Genomic DNA, 20,618 nt, shown 5'->3' with positions numbered 1-20,618 from the left:
TTTTTTTCTTTATTGTACACAAAAAGTCCCTACAAGATGACTTTTTTCAAAGTGTCCATCTTGTAGGGTACAGTTTATTGGGGGATCGCGTTTTTCGTTTGGAGGGCCGGATCGCCGAAGAGAAATCGGACCGGCTCTCCGTCAAAAAATCAAGCTCAGGCTTTCTCGCCGACTACGCTGAAACGTTCGTTCACATGCTTGGCATTCTCGATCTCGTCCACGACGGCGATCGCGTAATCCGCATAGCTGATATAGCTGTCGCCGGCGGCGTTGACGGTCAGCACTTCGCCGGCGGCTTGATAGCTGCCGGTTCTTGCGCCTTCGGCGTCAAAGAAAGCGGCCGGGCTGAGGAAAGTCCACTGCATGCCTTCGGAGGCCTGCAGGTCCTGCAGATTCTGCCCTTGGCTGGAAGCGGTCGGTTTGAACAGGTCCGGGAAGTCCGGCGTATCGACCAGGCGGGTCGTCTGCGCTTCGTCCACGAACAGGCTGCCGGCTCCGCCGACCACGATCAGACGGGAAGCGGGTGCGCCTTTGAACGCTTCGATCAATTTGCGACCTGCTTCGATATGGCCCGATTCTTGACCCGGAGGCATGCTGATCGCATTCACTACGGCGTCGAAGCTTTTGACATCTTCCGAAGTCAGCTCAAGCACGTTTTTTTGTACGGCGGATACGCCTTCTTCATTGAACTTGGATGCGTCGCGAACAAAAGCGGTCACTTCATGTCCGCGTTGGACAGCTTCTTGGACGATCAACATTCCCGCTTTGCCGGTTGCGCCGATAACTGCAATTTTCATAATAAAAACCTCCAATGATTTGATGTAGCCGGATACGGGAGACTGCCGCTGATATACGTAAACCCGGCAGGTTTTCTGTATCGATCTATTTGTAACTATTATAGTTACATTAACTCGGGTTTGTCAACGTTCTTTTTGAAAAAGAGCGGGCCAACAAAAAACAGCCGCATTTCCGCCCGATCTTCGGGTACGAAATGCGGCTGTTTCTTCTGCTGCGATGGCTGTCACACGGCCGCAGTCAGTTGGCGTCTTTGGGTCCGCGGTACAGCGCTTTGCCTTCCAGCACGCGCAGCGGAATCGTCCATTCTTCGTTGTCCGGCATCATATCGAGCGCATCTTCGGCCGCCTGAAGCTTGGCATCGAGCTGATCGATATAATGCAGGGCGATCGCTTCGGCGGTCTGCGGCTGCACCGGGCTGCCCCACTCGCCTTTGTTATGATGGGCGAGAATCATATGCTGCATCAGAATCACTTTTTCCGAAGACGGATCCATCTCAAGCTTGATCGCCGCTTCCGTAACCCAGGTCGAAGCGAGCGCCAGATGTCCCATCAATTTGCCGGTAAAGCTGTATTCGGAGACGACGCCAAGTTCCGCAGTCATCTCTTCCGTCTTGGCGATGTCATGCAAAATGATACCCGCGAGCAGCATGTCCCGATTCAGGAACGGACGCTGCTTGCAGAGGAATTCCGCCAGTTCCAGCATACGGACCGTGTGGTAAGCGAGACCCGCGTAGAACGCGTGATGCATCGCTTTGGCAGCCGGATAATGCATCAGCTTGTCGCCGACTTTCTCGATGCAGTAATCGACCAGGCGGCGCAGATCGGTATCCGAGATTCCGGCGGCCGTCGTCTTGATCGTATAGACCAGATCGTTCGGCGGCACCGGAGCGGAACGGATAAAGTCGGTCAGCGTATAACCGTCTGCCGGATCGGCAGGACGAAGTTTGCTGACTTTGAACTGCGGTTTTTCCCTATATTTCTGCACGACTCCCCGCACTTTGACAAGCATCGGCGCGAAAAACGTTTCTTTGTCCGCGGTACTGACATCCCAGAGCTTGGCCGGGATTTCTCCGCTTGCATCAGCCAGGACGAGATCGAAATAATCTTTGGGCGGCGTGGAATTGGTTTGTTTAAGATCGGCGGACTTCAGCAGGTAAAATCCTACGATGTCATCGCCTTCGACAAATTCTTTGATCGTTTTCATTGCGTTCCTCCATAAGTTGAGTCCCGGGACAACGTGCAGGTGATTCTTTTTGCGTCCCTTTCTTCTATTATATAGGGTTAAGGCACAGGAACGAAATACGAATACGTGCAGACCGGCATGATTTTTGCGAAGAAGGCGTATTCAGAACTTTAAAAAAGCTTCGCGGCGGACGGACTGAAAAATTCCAGGCCGCTGCGCCGCGAAGCCGCGGGTGCAAAGATCGGTTTATCGGATCAATTTGACGGTGCCGTTCTCTGCCGGAATATGGAACGTCGTTCCCCGGGTCTCCGCCAGGAAAGGAATCGCTTCTCCGCTGAGCTCCACCGAAGAAACGGACAGTCCGTGTACGGTGAGACGGAATGAACCGTACGTCTCTTCATACCCGGAATTGCCGAGTTCCAGCTTGATCTCAAGCTCTCCGTTCTGCTCGCTCTGACTGAATCGGTACTCGTTGTAACTTCCGCTGCGGTAATCGAAACTCTCTCCGTCATCTTGCGTATGGATATATTCGCCCGTACCCGGGTAGACGTCCAGCAGCAGTTCTTTGATCTTCAGCTCGCCCACATACTTCTGATCCGGATAGGCAGGCAGGAACGAGCCCCCGCGCACGTAGATCGGACATACATCGAGCGGCGCTTCCGCCAGAATCACCCGGCCGCCTTCCATTTTCTCTCCGCTGCGGAAATCGACCCACGACCCTTCCGGCAGATAAACGGCCCGATGCCGCTTGCCCTGCTCGACTACGGGTGCAACCAGCATTCGGCTGCCAAACAGGAACTGATCGTCGATCTCGTGCACGTTCGCATCTTCCGGGAACTCCAGCACCAGCGGACGCATCGGCGGCAGACCGGTCTGCTCCGCTTCGCGCATCAGATCATACAGATACGGCAGCAGGCGGTAGCGCAGCTTCATCGCTTTGCGGTACGCGTCGAGCGTTTCTTCGTTATACGCCCACGGCTCCTGATCGCGCGTCCCGATCGCCGTGTGGTTGCGGAACAGCGGGCTGAACGCGCCGACCTGCACCCACCGCGCGAGCAGTTCCGGCGTGCAGTCGTGCGAGAAACCGCCGACGTCGCAGCCGTTGAACGCGAATCCGCTCAGTCCCAGGTTGAGCGTCATCGGAATCGACAGCCGCAGATGCTCCCAGAAGCTCTGATTGTCGCCGGTCCATACCGTCGAATACTTCTGCGTCCCCGCATACGCGGCGCGAGTAATAACGAAAGGTCGTTTCCCGCTCGCTTCGAGAATGCCGTCGTACGTCGATTTCGACATCAAATGGCCGTAGACGTTATGAATCTCCCGGTGATCGGCGCCTCGTCCGTCGTTCTTGAAGCGCACATCGTCCGGCAGCGGTCCGTTAAAGCTCGCCGGTTCGTTCATGTCGTTCCAGATCCCCGCGATGCCGGCGTCGAGCATGATCTTCTGGTTGTCCGCCCACCAGCGGCGCACCGGCTCGTCGGAGAAGTCCGGGTAGACGGAGTCGCCCGGCCAGACCGCGTTGACGTAAGGCACGCCGTCGCGGTCGGTCGCGTAGAACCCTTTTTCCAACCCTTCTTCATAGATGCCGTAACCGCGGTCTTTTTTGACGCCCGGATCGATGATCGTGACGACCTTGATCCCCATGTCCCCCAGCCGTTTCGTCAGTGCCGCCGGATCGGGGAAGCGTTCATTGTTCCACGTAAACACGCGGTACCCGTCCATGTAATCGACATCCAGATGGATCACGTCAAGCGGCAGATCGTGTTCCCGGAATTTCTCCGCGATCTCCAGCACTCTGGATTCCGGCGCATACGACCATCTCGATTGATGCGCGCCAAGCGTCCAGAGCTGCGGAAGCGGCGTGCGGCCGGTCAAAGCGGTGTAGCGCGTCACGACGTTTTTGATATCAGGGCCGTAGATGAAGTAGTAGTCCAGGTTGCCGCCGTCGGCGCCGAAGTAATAGTAATCCGAATTTTCTTTGCCCAGATCGAAGAACGTTTTGAACGGATTGTCGAAAAAGAGCCCGTAGGCCGCCCGCTCCTTCAGCGTGATGAAGAACGGAATACTTTTGTACAGCGATTTATGGCTCTCGACATGCGGCGACGGATCGTCCGTATTCCACATTTCGTATTCGTAGCCCCGTTTGTTGAGCGGTCCCGTCTTGTCGCCCAGGCCGTAGAACCGCTCTTCGCCTTCCATGGCTTTGAGGACCTGAATCTTGTGGTGTTCGCTCGTGCGCATGGCGGCGTGACCTTCTCCCTCCGCGATGCTGACGTTGCCCCGGCGCGGGAACGGATCGCGTTCGCCCCGGTAATCCAGGCACAGCGGCGTACCCGCGGCATCGTAGATATCGACTTTGAAATGATCGTAGACGCGCACGATCAGCTGCTCCGTGGCGATCTCGACGAAGCCGCTCTGCTCGCTGACCCGAATATCGCACGCGGTAAACGCCGGATTCGGCTGCTCGACCGCCCGCGATTCCGGCTCCGGCGTATGCAGCGGCGCAAATACATGGACCACTCCCGGATTCACAACCTCGATTCGCCCTGTCCCATGCTCGAAATGAAGCTGCACCCGCTGTTCCTGCTTGTCGTAACCTGTTCGTTTACCCCACATTCGTGATTCATCCTCCTTCAGTGCAATCGTTTGCTCTCTAGACTCATCTTCTACATTGACGCAAAATGGAAGCGATGTCAAATAGACGATCGGCAAATGCCGAAACATGAACCTATCCGGAAAAATTGACAAGACTCTTCTATATATCGTAATATTCTAATATAACGATATAGGAGGCTTTATGATGACCGATTTTGCTTTTGCCGACTCCGATCTCCAGAAGTTCGAAGAGCCGGCCAATCTGCTCAAAGCTTTGTCCCATCCGATTCGCCTGTGCATCGTACGCGGGCTGATGCGCAAGAAGAAATGCAACGTTTCCTATATGCAGGAATGCCTGGATCTTCCGCAGTCGACCGTATCGCAGCATCTGCAGAAGCTTCGCAGCGCAGGGATTGTCACCACGGAGCGCAGCGGTCTGGAAGTCAATTATATTCTGGCTGACCGCCGGATCGAAGACATTGTGAATATCTTATTCGGAGAGGGAGAATGCAGGGATGAGTAAAAAAGTATTGATCGTCGGAGGCGTCGCGGGAGGCGCATCGGCTGCCGCCCGGCTGCGCCGCCTGGATGAGCACGCCGAGATTGTTCTGTTTGAAAAAGGACCTTATATTTCGTTCGCCAACTGCGGTCTGCCTTATTATATCGGCGGAGCGATCGCAGACCGCGAACGACTGCTGGTGCAGACCCCCGAAGGGATGGCGGGCCGCTTCCGGATCGATGTGCGCACCAAAAGCGAAGTGATCGCAATCGATCCGCAGCGCCGAAGCGTACAGGTAGAGAGCCAGGAACGCGGCCGGTACGAAGAATCGTTCGACGAATTGATCCTGTCACCGGGCGCCAGGCCTCTGGTTCCCGATTTGCCCGGCGTCGACCATCCGTTGATCCATACGGTCCGCAATATTCCCGATATCGACCGGATCAAAGAGAAGGTCCTGGGCGGCAGCCGGTCCGCGATCGTGATCGGCGGCGGATTTATCGGCGTCGAGATGGCGGAGAATCTTAAGGAAGCCGGCCTTGATGTGACACTCGTCGAAGGCAATGCCCAGCTGCTCGCGCCTTTTGATCCCGAACTGGCCGCTTCGCTGGCTCAAGAAATGCAGCAGCACGGCGTCAAGCTGCTGTTCTCGCAGCGTGTACAGGGATTCCGCCCCGTCGGCACGGGGATCGGAGTCGACCTGACCGGAGGACGCACGCTGTCGGCGGATCTGGTCATTCTCGCTATCGGAGTCGTTCCCGATACCCGCTTCCTCGAGGGCAGCGGCATCGAGCTCGGCCCTCGCGGCCATATCGTCGTCAACGAAGCGCTGGAGACGAGCGCCGCGCATATCTATGCCGTCGGCGATGCGATCGAAGTGTCGGATTACGTGCAGGGTACCCGAACGGCAGTGCCGCTGGCCGGTCCGGCCAACAAGCAGGGCCGAATCGCGGCGGACCGGATCGCCGGACTCGATTCTGTTTATAAAGGAACGATGGGCACGTCGGTCATCAAAGTATTCGACATGACGGGAGCTTCGGTCGGCAGCAGCGAAAAAACACTAAAGCGCCTCGGCACCGCTTACCGCAGCGTTATTGTACATCCCTCTTCCCATGCTTCCTATTATCCGGGCGCAAGCGCGATCGCTTTGAAGCTGCTGTTCACTCCGGAAGGCAAAGTGCTCGGCGCCCAGGCCGTCGGATATGAAGGCGTAGAGAAACGGATCGACGATATTGCCGTCGCGATCCATTTCGGCGGGCACGTCCGCGATCTGACCGAGCTCGAATTGAGTTACGCCCCTCCGTTTTCTTCGGCCAAAGACCCGGTGAACATGGCCGGTTATGCCGCGGAGAATATCGTCTCCGGACGGGTTCAATCGTTCTCTTACGACCAGCTGTCCGAGCGGCCGGAACATTCCGTTCTGCTGGATGTACGCAGTGAATTGGAACATGCGGGCGGCCACATTTCCGGATCGATCTCTATTCCTGTCGACGAGCTTCGCGGCCGGCTTGGCGAACTGGATCCTTCCCAAGAAATCTGGGCCTACTGCCAGGTCGGCCTGCGCGGGTATACGGCTTCGCAAATTTTGCGGCAGTACGGATTTGACGTTCGCAACCTCAGCGGCGGATACAAGACGTACCGCCAGGCGCAGTTCCAGCCCGAAGCGGTATGGTCCGATCAAGGCCCGGGCCCCGAAGATCCGAATGGCGGAGGAACCGGAAAGCGCAGCGGTACGGCCGAAGTTCCCGCGGCAGACACCGCTCCTCCCGTGCGGGCGGAGAGCACGCCGGTTGCGGTACAACGGAAACAGGCTGTCGATACGCCGCCGCTTCGGATCGACCGGGAACTGGATGCCCGCGGCTTGAGCTGCCCGGGACCGCTGATTCAGGTCAAGCAGGCCATGGATCAATTGGCAGATGGACAAGTCCTGCGCGTTCAAGCGTCCGATCCGGGATTCTACGAAGATATTCGGGCCTGGGCCCAGATGACGGATTCCTCGCTGCTGCAGCTTGAACGCGGTTCAGGCGGTACTATCGAAGCTATTCTTGGCAAGCAGGCTGCGAAGACTGTGCCCCTTTCCCCTTCCTCGGCTCCGGTTCAATCCGACCCCGCCAGTACGCTGGTCGTATTCAGCGGCGATCTGGACAAAGCGATCGCGTCGCTTATCATTGCCAACGGCGCGGCGGCGAGCGGACGCAAAGTGACGATGTTCTTCACCTTCTGGGGACTGAATATTATTCGCAAACCCCAGCGCCAACCGGTACCCAAATCGGCAATGGGCCGTATGTTCGATCTGATGCTGCCGCGCAGCAGCCGCAAGTTGGGGCTGTCGCGCATGAATATGCTGGGCGCCGGCCCCAAGATGATCCGGGGCCTGATGAAGAGTCAGAATGTCGCTTCCCTGGAAGAGTTGATTCAAAGCGCGGCCGATCAGGGCGTCGAGATGGTCGCCTGCCAGATGTCGATGGACTTGATGGGCATTCATCGCGATGAACTGATGGATACTGTCAAAAGCGGCGGCGTCGGTTATTATCTGGGACAAGCGGCTGGAGCCAACCATAATCTGTTCGTTTAACTTCCTTATCCCGTACGCAAAAAAGCAGCGGCGCCGTTTTCCGTGAATCAGGAAAATGACGCCGCTGCTTTTTATTTAAAACCGATTTGATTAACCCAGGAAAGCTTCGGCGGACGTGACTTGGGCATACATGCCGTTGAGTGCGCCGACAAAAGCATACTGAACCTGCTCGGCCGTTACGGTCTTGTCTGCGTAGGAAAGTTCTCTCGTCGCGCAGGCGTCTTCGATCAATGTGACTTTGTAGCCCATATCGACTGCGGCCCGCACGGTAGCATCGATACACATATGTGTCATCATGCCTACGACAACCAAGTCGGTCACGCCTTTTTCTTTCAGTTTGCTCTCCAGATCGGTCTGCAGGAAACTGTTCGGGAAATGCTTGATGGTTACGCTCTCGTCGCCTTTCGGCTTAACGGCTTCGTGGATCTCCACCCCGTTCGTATCCGGCAGGAAGAATCCCATAGCCGGGTCGGCGGCGATATGCTGCACATGGAAAATGAGATCCTTGTGTTCTGTTCTGAACTGTTCAAGCACTTTAGCGGCATTGGCGGCCGCCTGCTCGGGTTGGCTCAATTCCATGTTTCCGTTCGGGAAATAATCGTTTTGGATATCGACCAAGATCAAAGCGGTAGTCATTCGATTCACCTCATCCTTAATTTGTTTACCTTATCAAGCATAAAGAAAACCGAGTGACCGGTACAGGCTCCGGCGAAACGCTTTGTCGTCAAACGATTTCACGGCGAAAGGAAGTGCAGCATTTCTTTGGAAACAGAAACCCGAGCGTGTTCGGGCCTTCCGTTTGTTTCTTTTTCTCACAGCGTCTTGTCCAGCACGATCGACAGTTTGTAATTGGCATACTCGTTCAGCTCGACCAGGAATTCGTTCAGCGCTTCGTTGCTCGGAAATCGGCTCTCCAGCAAGTAGCAGCCGTCTCCGCTGATCTTGTAATTGTTCAGCACATACCCTTTTTTCTCGCGGGTAAACTCCAGATAAGGTTGATGCGACGTTTCCTTAATGTAGATATTCAAAAAAGCGTACGTGTAACAGCCCATCTTCGCGTGATTGACCTGTACCCCGTAGCCTTCGATAATTCCCTGATCTTCCAGCTTCTCGACCCGCGTGGCAGCGGCCGGGCCGGTCAGATGCACCCGTTCTCCCAATTCTTTCATCGTAATCCGGCTGTTGAGGCCCAATTCTTCGATAATGCGTTTATCGGTCTGATCCACAAACAATCTCCTTTCAAAAACAAAGTAAATCGGGTCAAACGCTTTATTCAGGCCGTTTATTCGAACCTGCTGTCTAGTATAGACTGAAAAGCGTACGAAAAAACAGACCCGACAGGAGAATTCACACCCATGCGCATTCAACACATCCGAAACGCTACCGTTATCCTTCAATATGCAGGCCAGACCTTTCTGATCGATCCGATGCTCGCCGAACAAGGCCGCTACGAACCTTTTGCGGTAGGATACGGCGAACAGCTGCGCAATCCGACCGTCGAGCTGCCTATGCCGCTCGAACAGATTCTCGGCGGCGTCGACGCCGTCATCTTGACGCATCTGCATCTGGACCATTACGACGAAGCCGCCAAAGAAGCGATTCCCAAAACTCTCAAAGTGTTCGTGCAAAACGAGCGCGATGCGGACCTTATCCGGGCGGACGGATTCCTCGACGTGGAAGTGCTGACGGCGCAGACGCGGTTCAACGGAATCTCCCTGATCAAAACGCAGGGCGAACACGGCAGAGGCGAAGCTCTCCTCCAGCAGATGGGCGACGTATGCGGCGTTATGTTCAAGCATGCCGCAGAAAAGACGCTGTATCTGGCCGGCGATACCGTCTGGTACGAAGGCGTCAAACGGGAGATCGACGCGCATGATCCCGAAATCATCATCGTGAACGGCGGCAAGAACAGCGTTCAGGGTCAAGGCGCGCTGATCATGGGCGAAGACGATATTTACGAAGTGCACCGGGCCGCTCCGGGCGCTGTACTGATCTCCGTCCATATGGAAGCGGTCAACCACTGGCTGCTGCCTCGGGCAGACCTGAAGCGGTTCGCGCAGCACAAAGGCTTCGACGCCAAGCTGCTCATTCCGGAAGACGGCGAATCGCATATCTTCTAAGATGACGAACCTTGCGCAGGGCCGGCAGGACATGCCGGGGATGGATAAACTCTGGACCAAAAACTTCATTGTGCTCTCCGTCGTCAATTTTTTCGTCACGCTGATTTTCTTTTTGCTCAACGCGACGATCGCGCTGTACGCGATGCGGGAATTCCAGGCGTCCAGTGCCCAGACCGGACTGATCGCCGGCATCTTCATTATCGGTTCTTTGACGGGCCGATTGTGGGTCGGGCGCCTTGCGCCTTCCAAGACCAAACTGCTGCTCGCGCTGCTCATGTTCGCGCTGACCACGCTGCTCTATTTTGTTCAGCTCAATATCGGATTTCTGGTGCTGAGCCGATTCCTGAACGGAGTGACGCTTGGCATCATCTCGACGGTCGTCAGTACGATCGTCGTACTCAGCCTGCCTGGATCGCGCAAAGGCGAAGGCATCAGCTATTTCGCGGTCAGCACGGCGCTTGCGACGGGTCTTGGACCGTTTATCGGCTTGTACATGATCCAGCACACGAGCTTCGGCGCGATTTTCGTCTTCTGCCTTGCGCTTGGCCTCGTCAATCTGCTGATCGCCGTTCCGCTGGCCGTGCCCGCCTTTCCTTCCACCACTCCGCGGCCGGGCCCGGGCTTCAAGCTGTCCAACTTCATCGAGCCGAGAGCGCTGCCGATTTCGATCCACATATTCGTCATGACATTCTGCTTCTCGGCGATCGTCTCGTACCTGAACCTGTACGCGATAGAGTTGGATCTGGTCGACACGGCCGGCTTTTTCTTCATGGTCTATACCGTATTCGTGCTTGTGTCACGGCCGTTCACCGGCAAGTTGATCGACAAAAAAGGCGCCAATCTCATCATGTATCCGGCGTTCGTCTTGTTCGGCGCCGGGATGATGCTGCTCGGCTCCGCCTGGGAAAGCGTCGGCCTGCTGGTCGCAGCCGCGTTGATCGCGCTCGGGTTCGGCAATCTCTCGTCCGTGTCGCAGACCGCGGCCGTGCAGTCGGTCGAACCCGGGCGGGTCGGCCTTGCGACCGCGACGTTCTTTTTGTTTTTCGATCTCGGGAACGGATTCGGGCCGGCGCTGATCGGGCTGCTGATCCCGCTAACCGGTTACCGCGGCTTGTACGTGCTGCTCGGCGGAATCATCTGGGCTTCCATCCTGCTTTATTACTTTTTGTACGGCAAAAAAGAAAGCCGGGTACGCAAGCTTGAAGCGGCGAACCGGGAAAACGGTTGACCGCCAAACAACGGTTGGATCGTTCAATATGCACGCGAAAAAGCCCAAACTCAGGTCTGGGCTTCAGGCTGTCGAGAAAGTCCTATTCGTTGTAGAAGCTCGTCGGCTGCGGGAGAAAGTCGTTCCGGTCGCGTGTTGAAATCGGGAAAAACGATCAAATTTCAATAGAATTTTCCCGATTTCAAAGGCGAACACTATCGTTCTTTCACTGATTTTCTCCCTCCGCTTCCTCGCTTCTCTCGGAATCAGACTTTCTCGACACGTTGAAGCCCAAACTCAGGTTTGGGCTCTTTTGCGTGCAATTCGTGTTCCTGCGCTGTGCGCAATAGGTAGGCGGTCAAGTGTACTCGAACGCCGAATCAGCGATGCTTGTCGATCATCTGCTTCAACGCGCTTTTGCTCTGCACGCCGACGACGCCTTCGACAGGTTGGCCGTTTTTGAACAGGACCAGTGCCGGAATACTTTTCACGCCGATCGCGCCCGAAATTTGCGGATTCTCGTCCACGTTCAGCTTGATGATATGCGCGGAACCCGCGAGTTCAGTGTCCAGCTCGTCCAGAATCGGAGCGATCGTCCGGCACGGGCCGCACCACGGCGCCCAAAAGTCGACCAGCGTCAACCCGTCTTGCACATCCTGCATGAAAGTCTGATCGGACGTATGTGTAACAGCCATTATAAATTCCTCCTATACGGTTATGGGATTAAAGTTATGGGATTCGCTGGGACAACCTTCATCCCGCGTACAATTCGTGAATGCGGTCCAACCGCTCCCGCAGCGGACCGAACCGCACGAAGCGGTCTTCCCGCAGGTATTCCCGGCCGTCGACCAGCAGCAGCAGAATCGGCGCGGCCAGAATAAGGAAGCGTTCCGCGACTTCTTCGACCTCGGCGGCGTCCACGTGCGCGAACTCAATCGCGGGATAGTCGCCGAGCAGCTCTTGCAGCTTGGGCAGCAGCGCCCGGCACGTGCTGCAATCGGGCGCGGACACGTACAGGAAACGCAGCCCCGGCTGTCCGACGAACTCGTCCATCGCCTGGGCCGTATGCAGGTCATGCCCTTTTTTCATGCGTGTTGCCCCTCCTTGATCTTGCGTTCCGGTTCAGACAGCGCCGGCGCCGGCCGATACGCGGCCTTCGATCTCGATCTCGACGCCGGCTTTCTTCAGCAGATTGCCTACGCTGCACTGACGGTCGGCCGCTTCGAACGTGCGCTCGGCAAGCTGCATCGACTCATCCGGCGTGCCATCGGGAAATACAAGCTCCGGACGATGGATCATCTTCATGATCCCTTCCGACGAGATCGACACTTCCGAGTTCATCGCCAAGCGTGCGGCAGGCAGCTTGCGGGATTCCAGCAGCCCGACCAGCGTCATCGTGAAGCACGCCGAAGCCGAAGACAGCAGCAGTTCTTTCGGTTCCGTGCCTGCGCCCGTCCCGCCGAACGCCTGCGGAATCGCGATCGGCGCGTTCAGGGAACCGGACTCGACCGTGCCTTGACCGCTTCGGTCTCCGTTCCAAACCGTGCTTATACTCGTTTTCGATTGATCCATGTTCGTTCACTCCATTTCAATTAACTAGTTAAATAATCATCTATGTATACAGAATAATCCTTCCTCTTGAGGTTGTCAAGAGAGCATGAAGGCTCGGCCTGCTCAATATAAGGAGCAAAGGCGGTAAAGCTTGATTTTTGCCGTATTCTTTTTTAAGCTTAACTTATCTAAATCAATAGGCAATTCAGAAAGCAGGTCGTGTTTCATGGAAAATTCGAACGCTTTATTCAAAGTCGATCCCCAGTCTCCGCTGCCGATCCATGTCCAGATCAAGGAACAGATCAAATGGCTGATCGGCAAAGAGCTGCTCAAACCCGGCGATGCGCTGCCTTCCACGAACCAATTGGCGGATCAGCTGTCGATCAACCGCAATACGATCCAAAGCGTCTATACGCAGTTAAAAGAAGACGGACTGCTGCTGATGCAAAAAGGACGGGGAACGCAGGTAGCCGATGAACGGCAGATCGAACGGTTCAAAGCCGATCATCCCCATTTTGTTTTTACCGAAAAGATGATCGAAGAAGCCCGGCAGGCGAAGCTCGCACCCGGCGATATTCTCTTGTCGGGGTTCGCTTATGTGCAGCTGTTCGGAGAACGCCAGAACCGCCATCCGCGCTACCTGTTTATCGAATGCACGGACAGCTCCTGCATTTTCTATCTGGACGAAATCAAACGATTGACGTCGGCCGATGTGCAGAGTGTGGATATTTCGTCGCTGTCGGAAGAAGAAGTGATGCGGGCGATCGGCGCAGCGGATGTGATCGTCACCAGGTCGGACTTGGCCGAAAAGCTGCAAAAATTCGCCGACGAAGCGGGGAAAAGTATCATTTCCGTCGGATCTACCCGCGACGTCTCGCTTCTGCTGAATCTGGTGCGGCATTCCTGACGGAGAACCTTCACGGTTGCTCCCCGAAGCAAAAAGGCTTGGCCTTCTCGATCCGCGGATCGTGGGCCAAGCCTCTCTTTATTCCGATCTTCCGTCCAGCTGTTTGAAGTAAGCAAACAGCGCTTCGACCTCTTAGTAAGAAGCAGATCCGTTTACCACCAGCGTTTCGAACGTATACCCTTTGGCATTGTCGATCCGATATCCCTGATCTTCGAATCCCAAAGAACGATAGAATTCTTTTCTTTTGATTCTTTGCTGATAATTCTCGTATTTGGCCTCGACTTCTTCGATATTCAGGCAGATCCGATAATCCGGGTAGCGCCTTACAATCTCCCGAATCACTTTTTTGCCGTAGCCCTGACTCTGGTGATTCTGTCTGATGGCCAAATACAGGACGTACAGCATGCTGCCCGTCGTAATGAGATAGGTCATGCCGACAAGCGAATCGCCGTCGTATAGACCGTAGAACAGATGATCCGGGCTGCTGCTGATTTCGATCAGGGTCTCATAGGCGATCATCTCTTCTTCGGGGAAGGAGTCTTCGTAAATACGCTGTATGGCATCCCTGCTGCGGCTGTCTACGGTTCTTAATTCGATAGTCATGTTGTTTTTCGCGCTCCATTCCTAGCATAGATGCGGGGGACTTTTGGAACCCGCCGATTTTCTTTTTCACCCTAAGTGTAACCCGGCAAGGACGCAGAAATAAACGCATTTAATAAAGAGGTTGGGCCTCTTCGCTTGATTATATAAAGGATTGGGCTGCAACGCGGCTTCATCAGCAAAAAAGGACATCCCGATTCCGATCGGAGATGTCCTGTAGATTCAACGCAGCGGGCTGTGCACGGATCAGAATTCTTTGACAATGACCGATTCGCTGGCGGCCGATTCGAAAATCGTTTCGATCAGCGTCAGCACGCGGTGCACTTCGCTGTTGGGTACGGCCGTCGTTGACGTTCCTTCCAATACGGCCACGAAGTTGTCATAGAAGCTGTCGGACAAATCTTCGACCCGCTCGATCGCGGCGCGAAGCGTCGATTCCTCGGACGGCGGCGCCATCGTCTTGGTCAGTCCTTTGCCGGCCTGGATCGGTTTGGGCTCGACATGTTCGACCTCGCGGTTGCGGGTCACGATCTCGCCGCTCAGATCCCAATCGCGAATAACGGCCGTTCCTTCGGTTCCTTTTACATACCAGCGGGGCAGCTTGACGAAATTCGTCGTGCCCACTTCGATCACGGCGGTCAGTCCGTCCTTGAACTTGATCGTCGCCGTGAATCCGTCGTCCACTTCGGTGCCCAGAATATAACTCAGTTCGGCATGGACGCTGTGAATCTGGCTGTCCGTAAGCAGAAGCAGCTGGTCGAGCAGATGGACGCCCCAATCGAGCAGCATCCCGCCGCCGTAGGCTTTGAGCTGGCGCCAGTCGCCCGGAATTCCGTTCGCTCCCTGAACGCGCGATTCCAGATGGAAGATGTCGCCGACCTTCTTCTTGTCGAAGAGATCTTTGACGATCAGGAAATCTTCATCCCAACGGCGGTTCTGGTGCACGGTAAAGACCCGGTTCGCCTGCTTTGCCGCCTGCATAATTTCCGTAAGTTCCGCGCTCTCGATTGTAACGGGCTTCTCGCAGATCACATGCTTGCCCGCCTGCAGCGCCCGGATCGAAAGTTCTTTGTGTACATCGTTTGGCGTTGCAATCAGGACAATATCGACTTCGCTGTCTTCCAGCACCGCTTCAAAACTGTCGTACGTTTGGAAGCCGCGGCTGCGTGCCAATTCCATCCGGTATTCGATCGGATCGTACACGCCGTGAACGGCGATCCCGCCCGCTTGTTCCACCAATTGTCCGTGATAGCTGCCCATTCCGCCAAAACCCGCAATCACAAGGCGATACGTTTTGTTATTTTCCATTTACTTATCTTCCCTTCCCCCGAACGCGCCGGATACAAGATCATGTTCCACAAGTTCTAATATATAAGAACCAATCAAGAAAGCGCTAGCACTATTTGATCGTTTTGTGAAACGTTACGAACGAATAGATCTGTCAGCCGCCGACGTTTGACATTTGCCCGGACAATCTTTAAAGTTTAAAAGGAACAGACAACTTCATTGACTCCTGGGATGTTACCATTCGGGCATAACCTGAGCCGACCTGACCTGCGCCTACGCGCAGCCGGGACGGTTCGGGTTTTTTATTTGTCCCAAGCGGCAGCCTCCCTCATTCTTCCCTATCCGAAAGGAGAATCATCATGTCCACTACTCCATTTCCGCAGAATTTCCTCTGGGGCGGCGCGATCGCGGCGAACCAGGCCGAAGGTGCTTACCTCGAAGGAGGCAAAGGCCTGAGCATCGTCGATCTGCTGCCGACCGGCGCCAAACGCCGCGCGATCATGCAGGGAAGCGTACCGTCGCTGACGCCGCTCGAAGGCGAATTTTATCCGTCGCACGAAGCGATCGACTTCTATCACCGTTACCCGGAAGACATCGCCTTGTTCGCTGAAATGGGCTTCAAGTGCCTGCGGGTCTCGATCGCCTGGGCGCGCATTTTCCCGACCGGCGAAGAAGAAACTCCGAATGAACAAGGCCTGCGGTTCTACGACGACCTGTTCGACGAACTGCTGAAGCACGGGATCGAGCCGATCGTGACGCTTGCGCATTTCGATGTACCGGTGAATCTGATTGAAAAATACGGCAGCTGGCGCCATCGCAAACTGGTCGGCTTGTTCGAACATTACGCCAAGACCGTGCTTGCACGCTACAAATCCAAGGTCAAATACTGGATGACGTTCAACGAGATCAATATGCTGCTGCATCTGCCGTTTCTCGGAGCGGGTCTGACGTTCGAAGAAGGCGACAATGTGGAGCAGATCAAATATCAGGCGGCGCACCATCAGTTGGTCGCAAGCGCTCTGGCCGTCAAAGCCTGCCATGAGATCGCTCCCGGCGCCATGATCGGCTGCATGCTTGCGGCGGGCAGCTTCTATCCGTTCACCTGCAACCCGGAAGACGTCTATCAAGGCATGGAAAAAGACCGCGAATCGTACTTCTTTATCGATGTCCAATCGCGCGGCGAGTATCCCGGTTACGCCAAACGCTTTTTCCGGGACCACAACCTCGCAATCGCCATGGAAGACGGCGACGCCGACCTCCTGCGCGGCCATACGGTCGATTATATCGGCTTCAGCTACTATTCCAGCCGTACGACAAGCACCGATCCGGAAGTAAACAAGAAAATGACCAGCGGGAATGTATTCGGCTCGGTCGCAAATCCTTATCTGACCAAGTCCGAATGGGGATGGACCGTCGATCCGCTCGGGATGCGCATTACGGCCAACCAGCTGCACGACCGCTACCAGAAACCGTTGTTCGTCGTAGAGAACGGATTCGGCGCGCACGACGAAGTCCGGCCGGACGGTTCGATCGACGACGAGTACCGGATCGACTACCTCAAACGCCACGTAGCCGCGATGGGCGAAGCGATTGAAGACGGCGTGAATATCCTCGGGTATACCTGCTGGGGACCGATCGATATCGTCAGCGCCTCTTCCGGCGAAATGCGCAAGCGCTACGGATACATTTACGTCGATCGCGATAACGAAGGCCAGGGCACAGGCGATCGGTTGAAGAAAAAAAGCTTCGACTGGTACAAAAACGTGATCGCGACAAACGGCGCCGAGCTGGAAGGATAAAAGAAAGCGGCGGAATCCTTTTAAGGATTCCGTTTGCCGCGCGCCGGATTGAAAGCGTTGACAAGAATCCACCCTCCCTTTACACTGGATGTAACTAAATCGTTTATCGGGATTGTTACTGCACAGCAGGCAAAACCCGAGTCACGGCTAACGAAGATCCCCAACCGGTTTGGCGGATTCTGCAGCTTTGCCGTGCCTTGGGTTTTTTGCGTTTAATCTTAGGGGACAGACAGAGAGTTTGGGGGAATCCGCGTGAAAATAGCCAAAGTCATCAACAACAATGTCGTCAGCGTCTATCAGGCGGACGGGACGGAGCTGGTCGTGATGGGCCGGGGAATCGCATTCAAAAAGAAAATCGGAGATCCGGTCGACGAACGCAGCGTCCAGAAAGTGTTTGCGCTCAAAAACCAGCAGACGACCGACAATTTCAAAATGCTGCTGCGCGAAGTGCCGATCGACCTGGTCGTCATGGTGGAAGAGATCATCGATTATGCCAGGCAGACGCTTGGACGCAAACTGAACGAGAATCTCTACGTATCGCTGACCGACCACGTGAACTTTGCGATCGAACGGCACCAGGAAGGGATCGAGATCAAGAACGCTTTGCTGTGGGAAGTGAAGCAGCTGTACAAAGACGAATTCCGGATCGGACTTCGTATGCTGGATCAGATCCGAGAGAAACTCCAGCTGGACCTTCCCGAAGACGAAGCCGCGTTTATTGCGATCCATATCGTCAATGCGGAGATGAATGAAGAAGTCTCGACCACGATGAACATCACCAAGTTTATGCAGCAGATTATCAATATCGTCAAATACCATTTCAAAACGGAGTTCGACGAAGAATCGCTCAGCTACTTCCGCTTTATCACCCATCTCAAATTTTTCGCCCAGCGGGTATTCAAAGGCACGCATTACGAGAACAACTACGATCATCTGTACGACGTGATCCGTGAAAAACATCCCGAAGCCGCCCGGTGCACGGAGAAAATCCGCAATTTTGTGCTCAAAGAATACAACCATGAACTGACGAACGAAGAAAAGCTCTATCTGACGGTTCATCTGGAACGTGTCGTCAACCGATAAGCTCCGCAGGTAAGCCCGGACTGTCCACACCGTCTGTCTGCGTCTGCGTTTGACGAACCGATCTGCCGGAAAATTTCAAAAAATCGTAATGGATGCGTTGACAAGTGTATGGAAGCGTTATATTCTAGACACATCCAAACCGAATACCTTTTATCGGGATTGTTACTGGTGAAGCAGGCAAAACCTAAGCTCTGAAAAACAGCGGAATTTTTCTTCTGCTCTTTTTCAAGGCTTAGGTTTTTTGTTTGTCAAAATCACCCAAAATGTTCATATTCATAAAATATTTGGAGGTGTCCGACATGAGTCACGAAAAATTGGCGCGCGAAATCGTACAGGGCGTCGGCGGTGAAAGCAACGTCGTCTCGCTCGTCCACTGCGCTACACGGCTCCGCTTCACGCTGAAAGACAACGCCAAAGCGGACAAAGCCGCACTGGAAAAAACAGACGGCATCATCACGGTCAAAGAAAGCGGCGGACAATTCCAGGTTGTCGTCGGCAACAAGGTTCCGGAAGTCTACGCCGCGATCGGCGAAGTATCCGGTATTCTGAACGAATCCAAAGACGGAGCCCGCACGAACGACAAAGCGGCGGCCGGCAAAAAAGGATTCGGAGCGCTGATCGATGTGATCTCCAGCATCTTTGCTCCGCTGCTCGGCGTCATGGCCGGCGCGGGTATTCTCAAAGGCCTGCTGCTGATCGCGGACAACTTCGGCTGGCTGCCGAAAACGGACCCCACCTACATCATCTTGTTCGGCGCCGCGGACAGTCTGTTCTACTTCCTGCCGGTCCTGCTCGCCGTGACGACCGCCCGCAAGTTCGGAGGCAATATCTTCACCGCCATGACGATTGCCGGAGCGCTGCTGCTCCCTTCCGTCACTGCGCTGAATGGAGCGGAGTTCGATGTGAACTTCTTCGGTATTCCGGTCGTTATGATGAGCTATTCGTCGACGGTCATTCCGATCATTCTCGCCGTCATCGTCATGAGCAAGCTCGAGAAATTCTTCAACCGCGTTATTCATGAAAGCGTCAAAAACTTCCTGACCCCGATGATCTCGCTGGCGGTCATGGTGCCGCTGACCCTGATCGTGTTCGGTCCGTTCGGCGTTTATGTCGGCAACGGCATCGCCGATGCCCTGCTGGCCGCCTTCTCGTTCAGCCCGCTGATCGCCGGCGCGATTCTCGGCGCAGGCTGGCAGCTGCTTGTTATCTTCGGCGTTCACTGGGGACTCGTTCCGGTATTTATCAACAATATCGCGGTCTACGGCCGCGACGGTATCAAGCCCGCCGCGACGGCTTCGGTCTTCGCACAGACCGGTGCAGCCTTCGGCGTCATGCTCAAGACCAAGAACAAGAAGCTCAAGACGCTGGCCGGTTCCGCTACCTTGTCCGCCTTGTTCGGCATTACCGAACCGGCCGTCTACGGCGTCACCCTGCCGCTGAAACGTCCGTTTATCGCAGGCATTATCGGCGGAGCGGTCGGCGGCGCGATTATCGGCCAGGGCGGCACCGAAGCTTTTGCTTCCGGCGCGCCCGGCCTGCTGACCCTGCCGATCTTCTACGGACCGGGCGGCCAGGGCTTCCCGGCACTGATTATCGGGATCTCCGCTTCCTTCCTGATCTCCGCCACGCTGGCTTACCTGCTCGGCTTCAAAGATCCTGTCGAAGAAGGCGACGGCGGCAAAGTGCCTGCCGGGGATGCTTACCGATCGGCGGCGACCCCGGCCGCTTCCGCCCCGTCTGCGGCCAAACCTGCCGGCGGCGCCGCGGAAATCGCGCTCAGCCCGCTCAGCGGAACCGTAATTCCGCTGGCGGATGTCCCGGACCCGGCTTTTGCGGCCGAAGCCATGGGCAAAGGCGTAGCGATCGAGCCGAGTGTCGGACGGGTCGTCGCTCCGTTCGACGGTACCGTCACCGTCGCATTCAAGAAAAAGCACGCCCTTGCCGTCGTGTCCGACAGCGGCGCCGAGATTCTCGTCCATGTCGGTGTCGATACGGTCAAGCTCGACGGCCTGTACTTCACCTCGCATATCCAGGAAGGCGACCGTGTGACCGCGGGCCAGCTGCTGCTGGAATTCGATATCGAGCAGATCCGCGCTGCCGGTTATCCGACGGTCACCCCGGTTATCGTCACCAACACGTTCGATTACGAAGACGTTCTGCCGCTGCAGCAGGGCCAAATCGCAGCCGGCGAAGAACTGCTGGAGACGGTTCCGCTGGGTAGCGCGGACGGCGACAGCGCGAGCGGCTCGACAGCGAGCGCCTGATCTCCCGGCCGATACCGACTGTGAAGGATCTGCCTATAAAAAGATCTAACGAAAAGACCGCCATCCCAAAGATGGCGGTCAGGCTGTCGAGAAAGTCCTATTCGTTGTAGAAGCTCGTCGGCTGCGGGAGAAATTCGTTCCGGTCGCGTGTTGA

18 protein-coding genes are annotated in these 20,618 nt (G+C 55.6%); 8 read left to right on the top strand and 10 right to left on the bottom strand.

The features are described 5' to 3' along the window. Positions 1–155: 155 nt before the first annotated feature. The 3 genes from HRQ60_RS22130 to HRQ60_RS22120 form a co-directional block, all read right to left on the bottom strand. Complete coding sequence (locus HRQ60_RS22130; protein WP_172200435.1) at positions 156–797, bottom strand: NAD(P)-dependent oxidoreductase; 642 nt, start codon at positions 795–797, stop codon at positions 156–158. 238 nt (positions 798–1,035) lie between these two features. Then, the gene (locus HRQ60_RS22125) at positions 1,036–2,001 is read right to left on the bottom strand and encodes a 3'-5' exoribonuclease YhaM family protein (RefSeq protein WP_172200432.1); all 966 of its coding nucleotides are present in this window, start codon (positions 1,999–2,001) and stop codon (positions 1,036–1,038) included. Positions 2,002–2,226: 225 nt separating this feature from the next. After that, positions 2,227–4,596 carry a glycoside hydrolase family 31 protein gene (locus HRQ60_RS22120; RefSeq protein ID WP_172200429.1) on the bottom strand — a complete coding sequence of 790 codons (2,370 nt, stop codon included), beginning with the start codon at positions 4,594–4,596 and terminating at the stop codon, positions 2,227–2,229. A 184-nt stretch (positions 4,597–4,780) separates the two neighbouring features. Here HRQ60_RS22120 and HRQ60_RS22115 point away from each other — a divergent pair, with 184 nt between their 5' ends. Together HRQ60_RS22115 and HRQ60_RS22110 are read left to right on the top strand one after the other, a co-directional pair. Then, a complete protein-coding gene (locus HRQ60_RS22115; RefSeq protein ID WP_172200438.1) occupies positions 4,781–5,098 on the top strand; it encodes an ArsR/SmtB family transcription factor in 318 nt (105 codons plus the stop codon). Then, positions 5,091–7,646 carry an FAD-dependent oxidoreductase gene (locus tag HRQ60_RS22110; RefSeq protein ID WP_172200426.1) on the top strand — a complete coding sequence of 852 codons (2,556 nt, stop codon included), beginning with the start codon at positions 5,091–5,093 and terminating at the stop codon, positions 7,644–7,646. The genes HRQ60_RS22115 and HRQ60_RS22110 overlap by 8 nt, the downstream gene beginning before the upstream one ends. A gap of 90 nt (positions 7,647–7,736) precedes the next feature. On the opposite strand, the gene HRQ60_RS22105 is transcribed toward HRQ60_RS22110, so the two are convergent. Further along, positions 7,737–8,282 (bottom strand): cysteine hydrolase family protein, encoded by a 546-nt coding sequence (locus tag HRQ60_RS22105; protein ID WP_172200423.1) that lies wholly within the window; start codon positions 8,280–8,282, stop codon positions 7,737–7,739. 176 nt (positions 8,283–8,458) lie between these two features. Then, positions 8,459–8,872 (bottom strand): winged helix-turn-helix transcriptional regulator, encoded by a 414-nt coding sequence (locus HRQ60_RS22100; RefSeq protein ID WP_172200420.1) that lies wholly within the window; start codon positions 8,870–8,872, stop codon positions 8,459–8,461. A gap of 129 nt (positions 8,873–9,001) precedes the next feature. Here HRQ60_RS22100 and HRQ60_RS22095 point away from each other — a divergent pair, with 129 nt between their 5' ends. Together HRQ60_RS22095 and HRQ60_RS22090 are read left to right on the top strand one after the other, a co-directional pair. Beyond that, a complete protein-coding gene (locus HRQ60_RS22095) occupies positions 9,002–9,766 on the top strand; it encodes an MBL fold metallo-hydrolase (RefSeq protein ID WP_172200417.1) in 765 nt (254 codons plus the stop codon). Between the two features lie 40 nt (positions 9,767–9,806). Further along, the gene (locus HRQ60_RS22090; RefSeq protein ID WP_172200414.1) at positions 9,807–10,994 is read left to right on the top strand and encodes an MFS transporter; all 1,188 of its coding nucleotides are present in this window, start codon (positions 9,807–9,809) and stop codon (positions 10,992–10,994) included. Between the two features lie 359 nt (positions 10,995–11,353). Here the strand turns inward: HRQ60_RS22090 and trxA are convergent, their stop codons facing one another. The 3 genes from trxA to HRQ60_RS22075 are packed head-to-tail and all read right to left on the bottom strand — an operon-like array spanning position 11,354 to position 12,545. Then, positions 11,354–11,668: a thioredoxin gene (gene trxA / locus HRQ60_RS22085; protein ID WP_150231650.1), complete on the bottom strand. Its 315-nt coding sequence runs from the start codon at positions 11,666–11,668 to the stop codon at positions 11,354–11,356. Positions 11,669–11,726: 58 nt separating this feature from the next. Further along, a complete protein-coding gene (locus tag HRQ60_RS22080) occupies positions 11,727–12,062 on the bottom strand; it encodes a thioredoxin family protein (protein WP_172200411.1) in 336 nt (111 codons plus the stop codon). 33 nt (positions 12,063–12,095) lie between these two features. Further along, positions 12,096–12,545, bottom strand: a complete 450-nt coding sequence (locus HRQ60_RS22075) for an OsmC family protein (RefSeq protein WP_172200408.1) — start codon at positions 12,543–12,545, stop codon at positions 12,096–12,098. A gap of 205 nt (positions 12,546–12,750) precedes the next feature. On the opposite strand from HRQ60_RS22075, the gene HRQ60_RS22070 reads away from it, so the two are divergent. Continuing rightward, entirely contained in the window at positions 12,751–13,431 is a 681-nt protein-coding gene (locus HRQ60_RS22070) for a GntR family transcriptional regulator (RefSeq protein ID WP_172200405.1), read from the top strand. A 132-nt stretch (positions 13,432–13,563) separates the two neighbouring features. Here HRQ60_RS22070 and HRQ60_RS22065 read toward each other — a convergent pair whose 3' ends face one another. Together HRQ60_RS22065 and HRQ60_RS22060 are read right to left on the bottom strand one after the other, a co-directional pair. Next, positions 13,564–14,034, bottom strand: coding sequence for a GNAT family N-acetyltransferase (locus tag HRQ60_RS22065; RefSeq protein WP_172200403.1), 471 nt, complete (start codon positions 14,032–14,034; stop codon positions 13,564–13,566). Between the two features lie 243 nt (positions 14,035–14,277). Continuing rightward, positions 14,278–15,339, bottom strand: a complete 1,062-nt coding sequence (locus HRQ60_RS22060; protein WP_172200402.1) for a Gfo/Idh/MocA family protein — start codon at positions 15,337–15,339, stop codon at positions 14,278–14,280. A gap of 338 nt (positions 15,340–15,677) precedes the next feature. Between HRQ60_RS22060 and HRQ60_RS22055 the strand changes: the two genes are divergently transcribed. The 3 genes from HRQ60_RS22055 (at position 15,678) to HRQ60_RS22045 (ending at position 20,464) form a co-directional block, all read left to right on the top strand. After that, on the top strand, positions 15,678–17,117 hold the full coding sequence (locus HRQ60_RS22055; protein WP_172200400.1) for a 6-phospho-beta-glucosidase: 1,440 nt from the start codon (positions 15,678–15,680) through the stop codon (positions 17,115–17,117). Positions 17,118–17,369: 252 nt separating this feature from the next. Then, a complete protein-coding gene (licT, locus tag HRQ60_RS22050; protein ID WP_172200398.1) occupies positions 17,370–18,200 on the top strand; it encodes a BglG family transcription antiterminator LicT in 831 nt (276 codons plus the stop codon). 299 nt (positions 18,201–18,499) lie between these two features. Then, the gene (locus tag HRQ60_RS22045; RefSeq protein ID WP_172200396.1) at positions 18,500–20,464 is read left to right on the top strand and encodes a beta-glucoside-specific PTS transporter subunit IIABC; all 1,965 of its coding nucleotides are present in this window, start codon (positions 18,500–18,502) and stop codon (positions 20,462–20,464) included. Positions 20,465–20,618 lie beyond the last annotated feature (154 nt).

Origin of the sequence: Saccharibacillus qingshengii (assembly GCF_013185195.1) — a bacterium.
GTDB lineage: Bacteria > Bacillota > Bacilli > Paenibacillales > Paenibacillaceae > Saccharibacillus > Saccharibacillus qingshengii.
Note: the sequence above shows the minus strand (reverse complement) of the source record. Positions and strands in the feature narration are given on the sequence as shown.

Bases quoted from the DNA above. Each gene is read 5' to 3' on its own strand.
- trxA (WP_150231650.1), bottom strand. From the start codon at position 11,668: ATGGCTGTTACACATACGTCCGATCAGACTTTCATGCAGGATGTGCAA.
- HRQ60_RS22070 (WP_172200405.1), top strand. From the start codon at position 12,751: ATGGAAAATTCGAACGCTTTATTCAAAGTCGATCCCCAGTCTCCGCTG.
- HRQ60_RS22065 (WP_172200403.1), bottom strand. From the start codon at position 14,034: ATGACTATCGAATTAAGAACCGTAGACAGCCGCAGCAGGGATGCCATA.
- HRQ60_RS22090 (WP_172200414.1), top strand. From the start codon at position 9,807: ATGGATAAACTCTGGACCAAAAACTTCATTGTGCTCTCCGTCGTCAAT.
- HRQ60_RS22075 (WP_172200408.1), bottom strand. From the start codon at position 12,545: ATGGATCAATCGAAAACGAGTATAAGCACGGTTTGGAACGGAGACCGA.
- HRQ60_RS22125 (WP_172200432.1), bottom strand. From the start codon at position 2,001: ATGAAAACGATCAAAGAATTTGTCGAAGGCGATGACATCGTAGGATTT.
- HRQ60_RS22120 (WP_172200429.1), bottom strand. From the start codon at position 4,596: ATGTGGGGTAAACGAACAGGTTACGACAAGCAGGAACAGCGGGTGCAG.
- HRQ60_RS22045 (WP_172200396.1), top strand. From the start codon at position 18,500: ATGAGTCACGAAAAATTGGCGCGCGAAATCGTACAGGGCGTCGGCGGT.
- HRQ60_RS22105 (WP_172200423.1), bottom strand. From the start codon at position 8,282: ATGACTACCGCTTTGATCTTGGTCGATATCCAAAACGATTATTTCCCG.
- HRQ60_RS22110 (WP_172200426.1), top strand. From the start codon at position 5,091: ATGAGTAAAAAAGTATTGATCGTCGGAGGCGTCGCGGGAGGCGCATCG.
- HRQ60_RS22095 (WP_172200417.1), top strand. From the start codon at position 9,002: ATGCGCATTCAACACATCCGAAACGCTACCGTTATCCTTCAATATGCA.
- HRQ60_RS22115 (WP_172200438.1), top strand. From the start codon at position 4,781: ATGACCGATTTTGCTTTTGCCGACTCCGATCTCCAGAAGTTCGAAGAG.
- HRQ60_RS22080 (WP_172200411.1), bottom strand. From the start codon at position 12,062: ATGAAAAAAGGGCATGACCTGCATACGGCCCAGGCGATGGACGAGTTC.
- HRQ60_RS22060 (WP_172200402.1), bottom strand. From the start codon at position 15,339: ATGGAAAATAACAAAACGTATCGCCTTGTGATTGCGGGTTTTGGCGGA.
- HRQ60_RS22055 (WP_172200400.1), top strand. From the start codon at position 15,678: ATGTCCACTACTCCATTTCCGCAGAATTTCCTCTGGGGCGGCGCGATC.
- HRQ60_RS22130 (WP_172200435.1), bottom strand. From the start codon at position 797: ATGAAAATTGCAGTTATCGGCGCAACCGGCAAAGCGGGAATGTTGATC.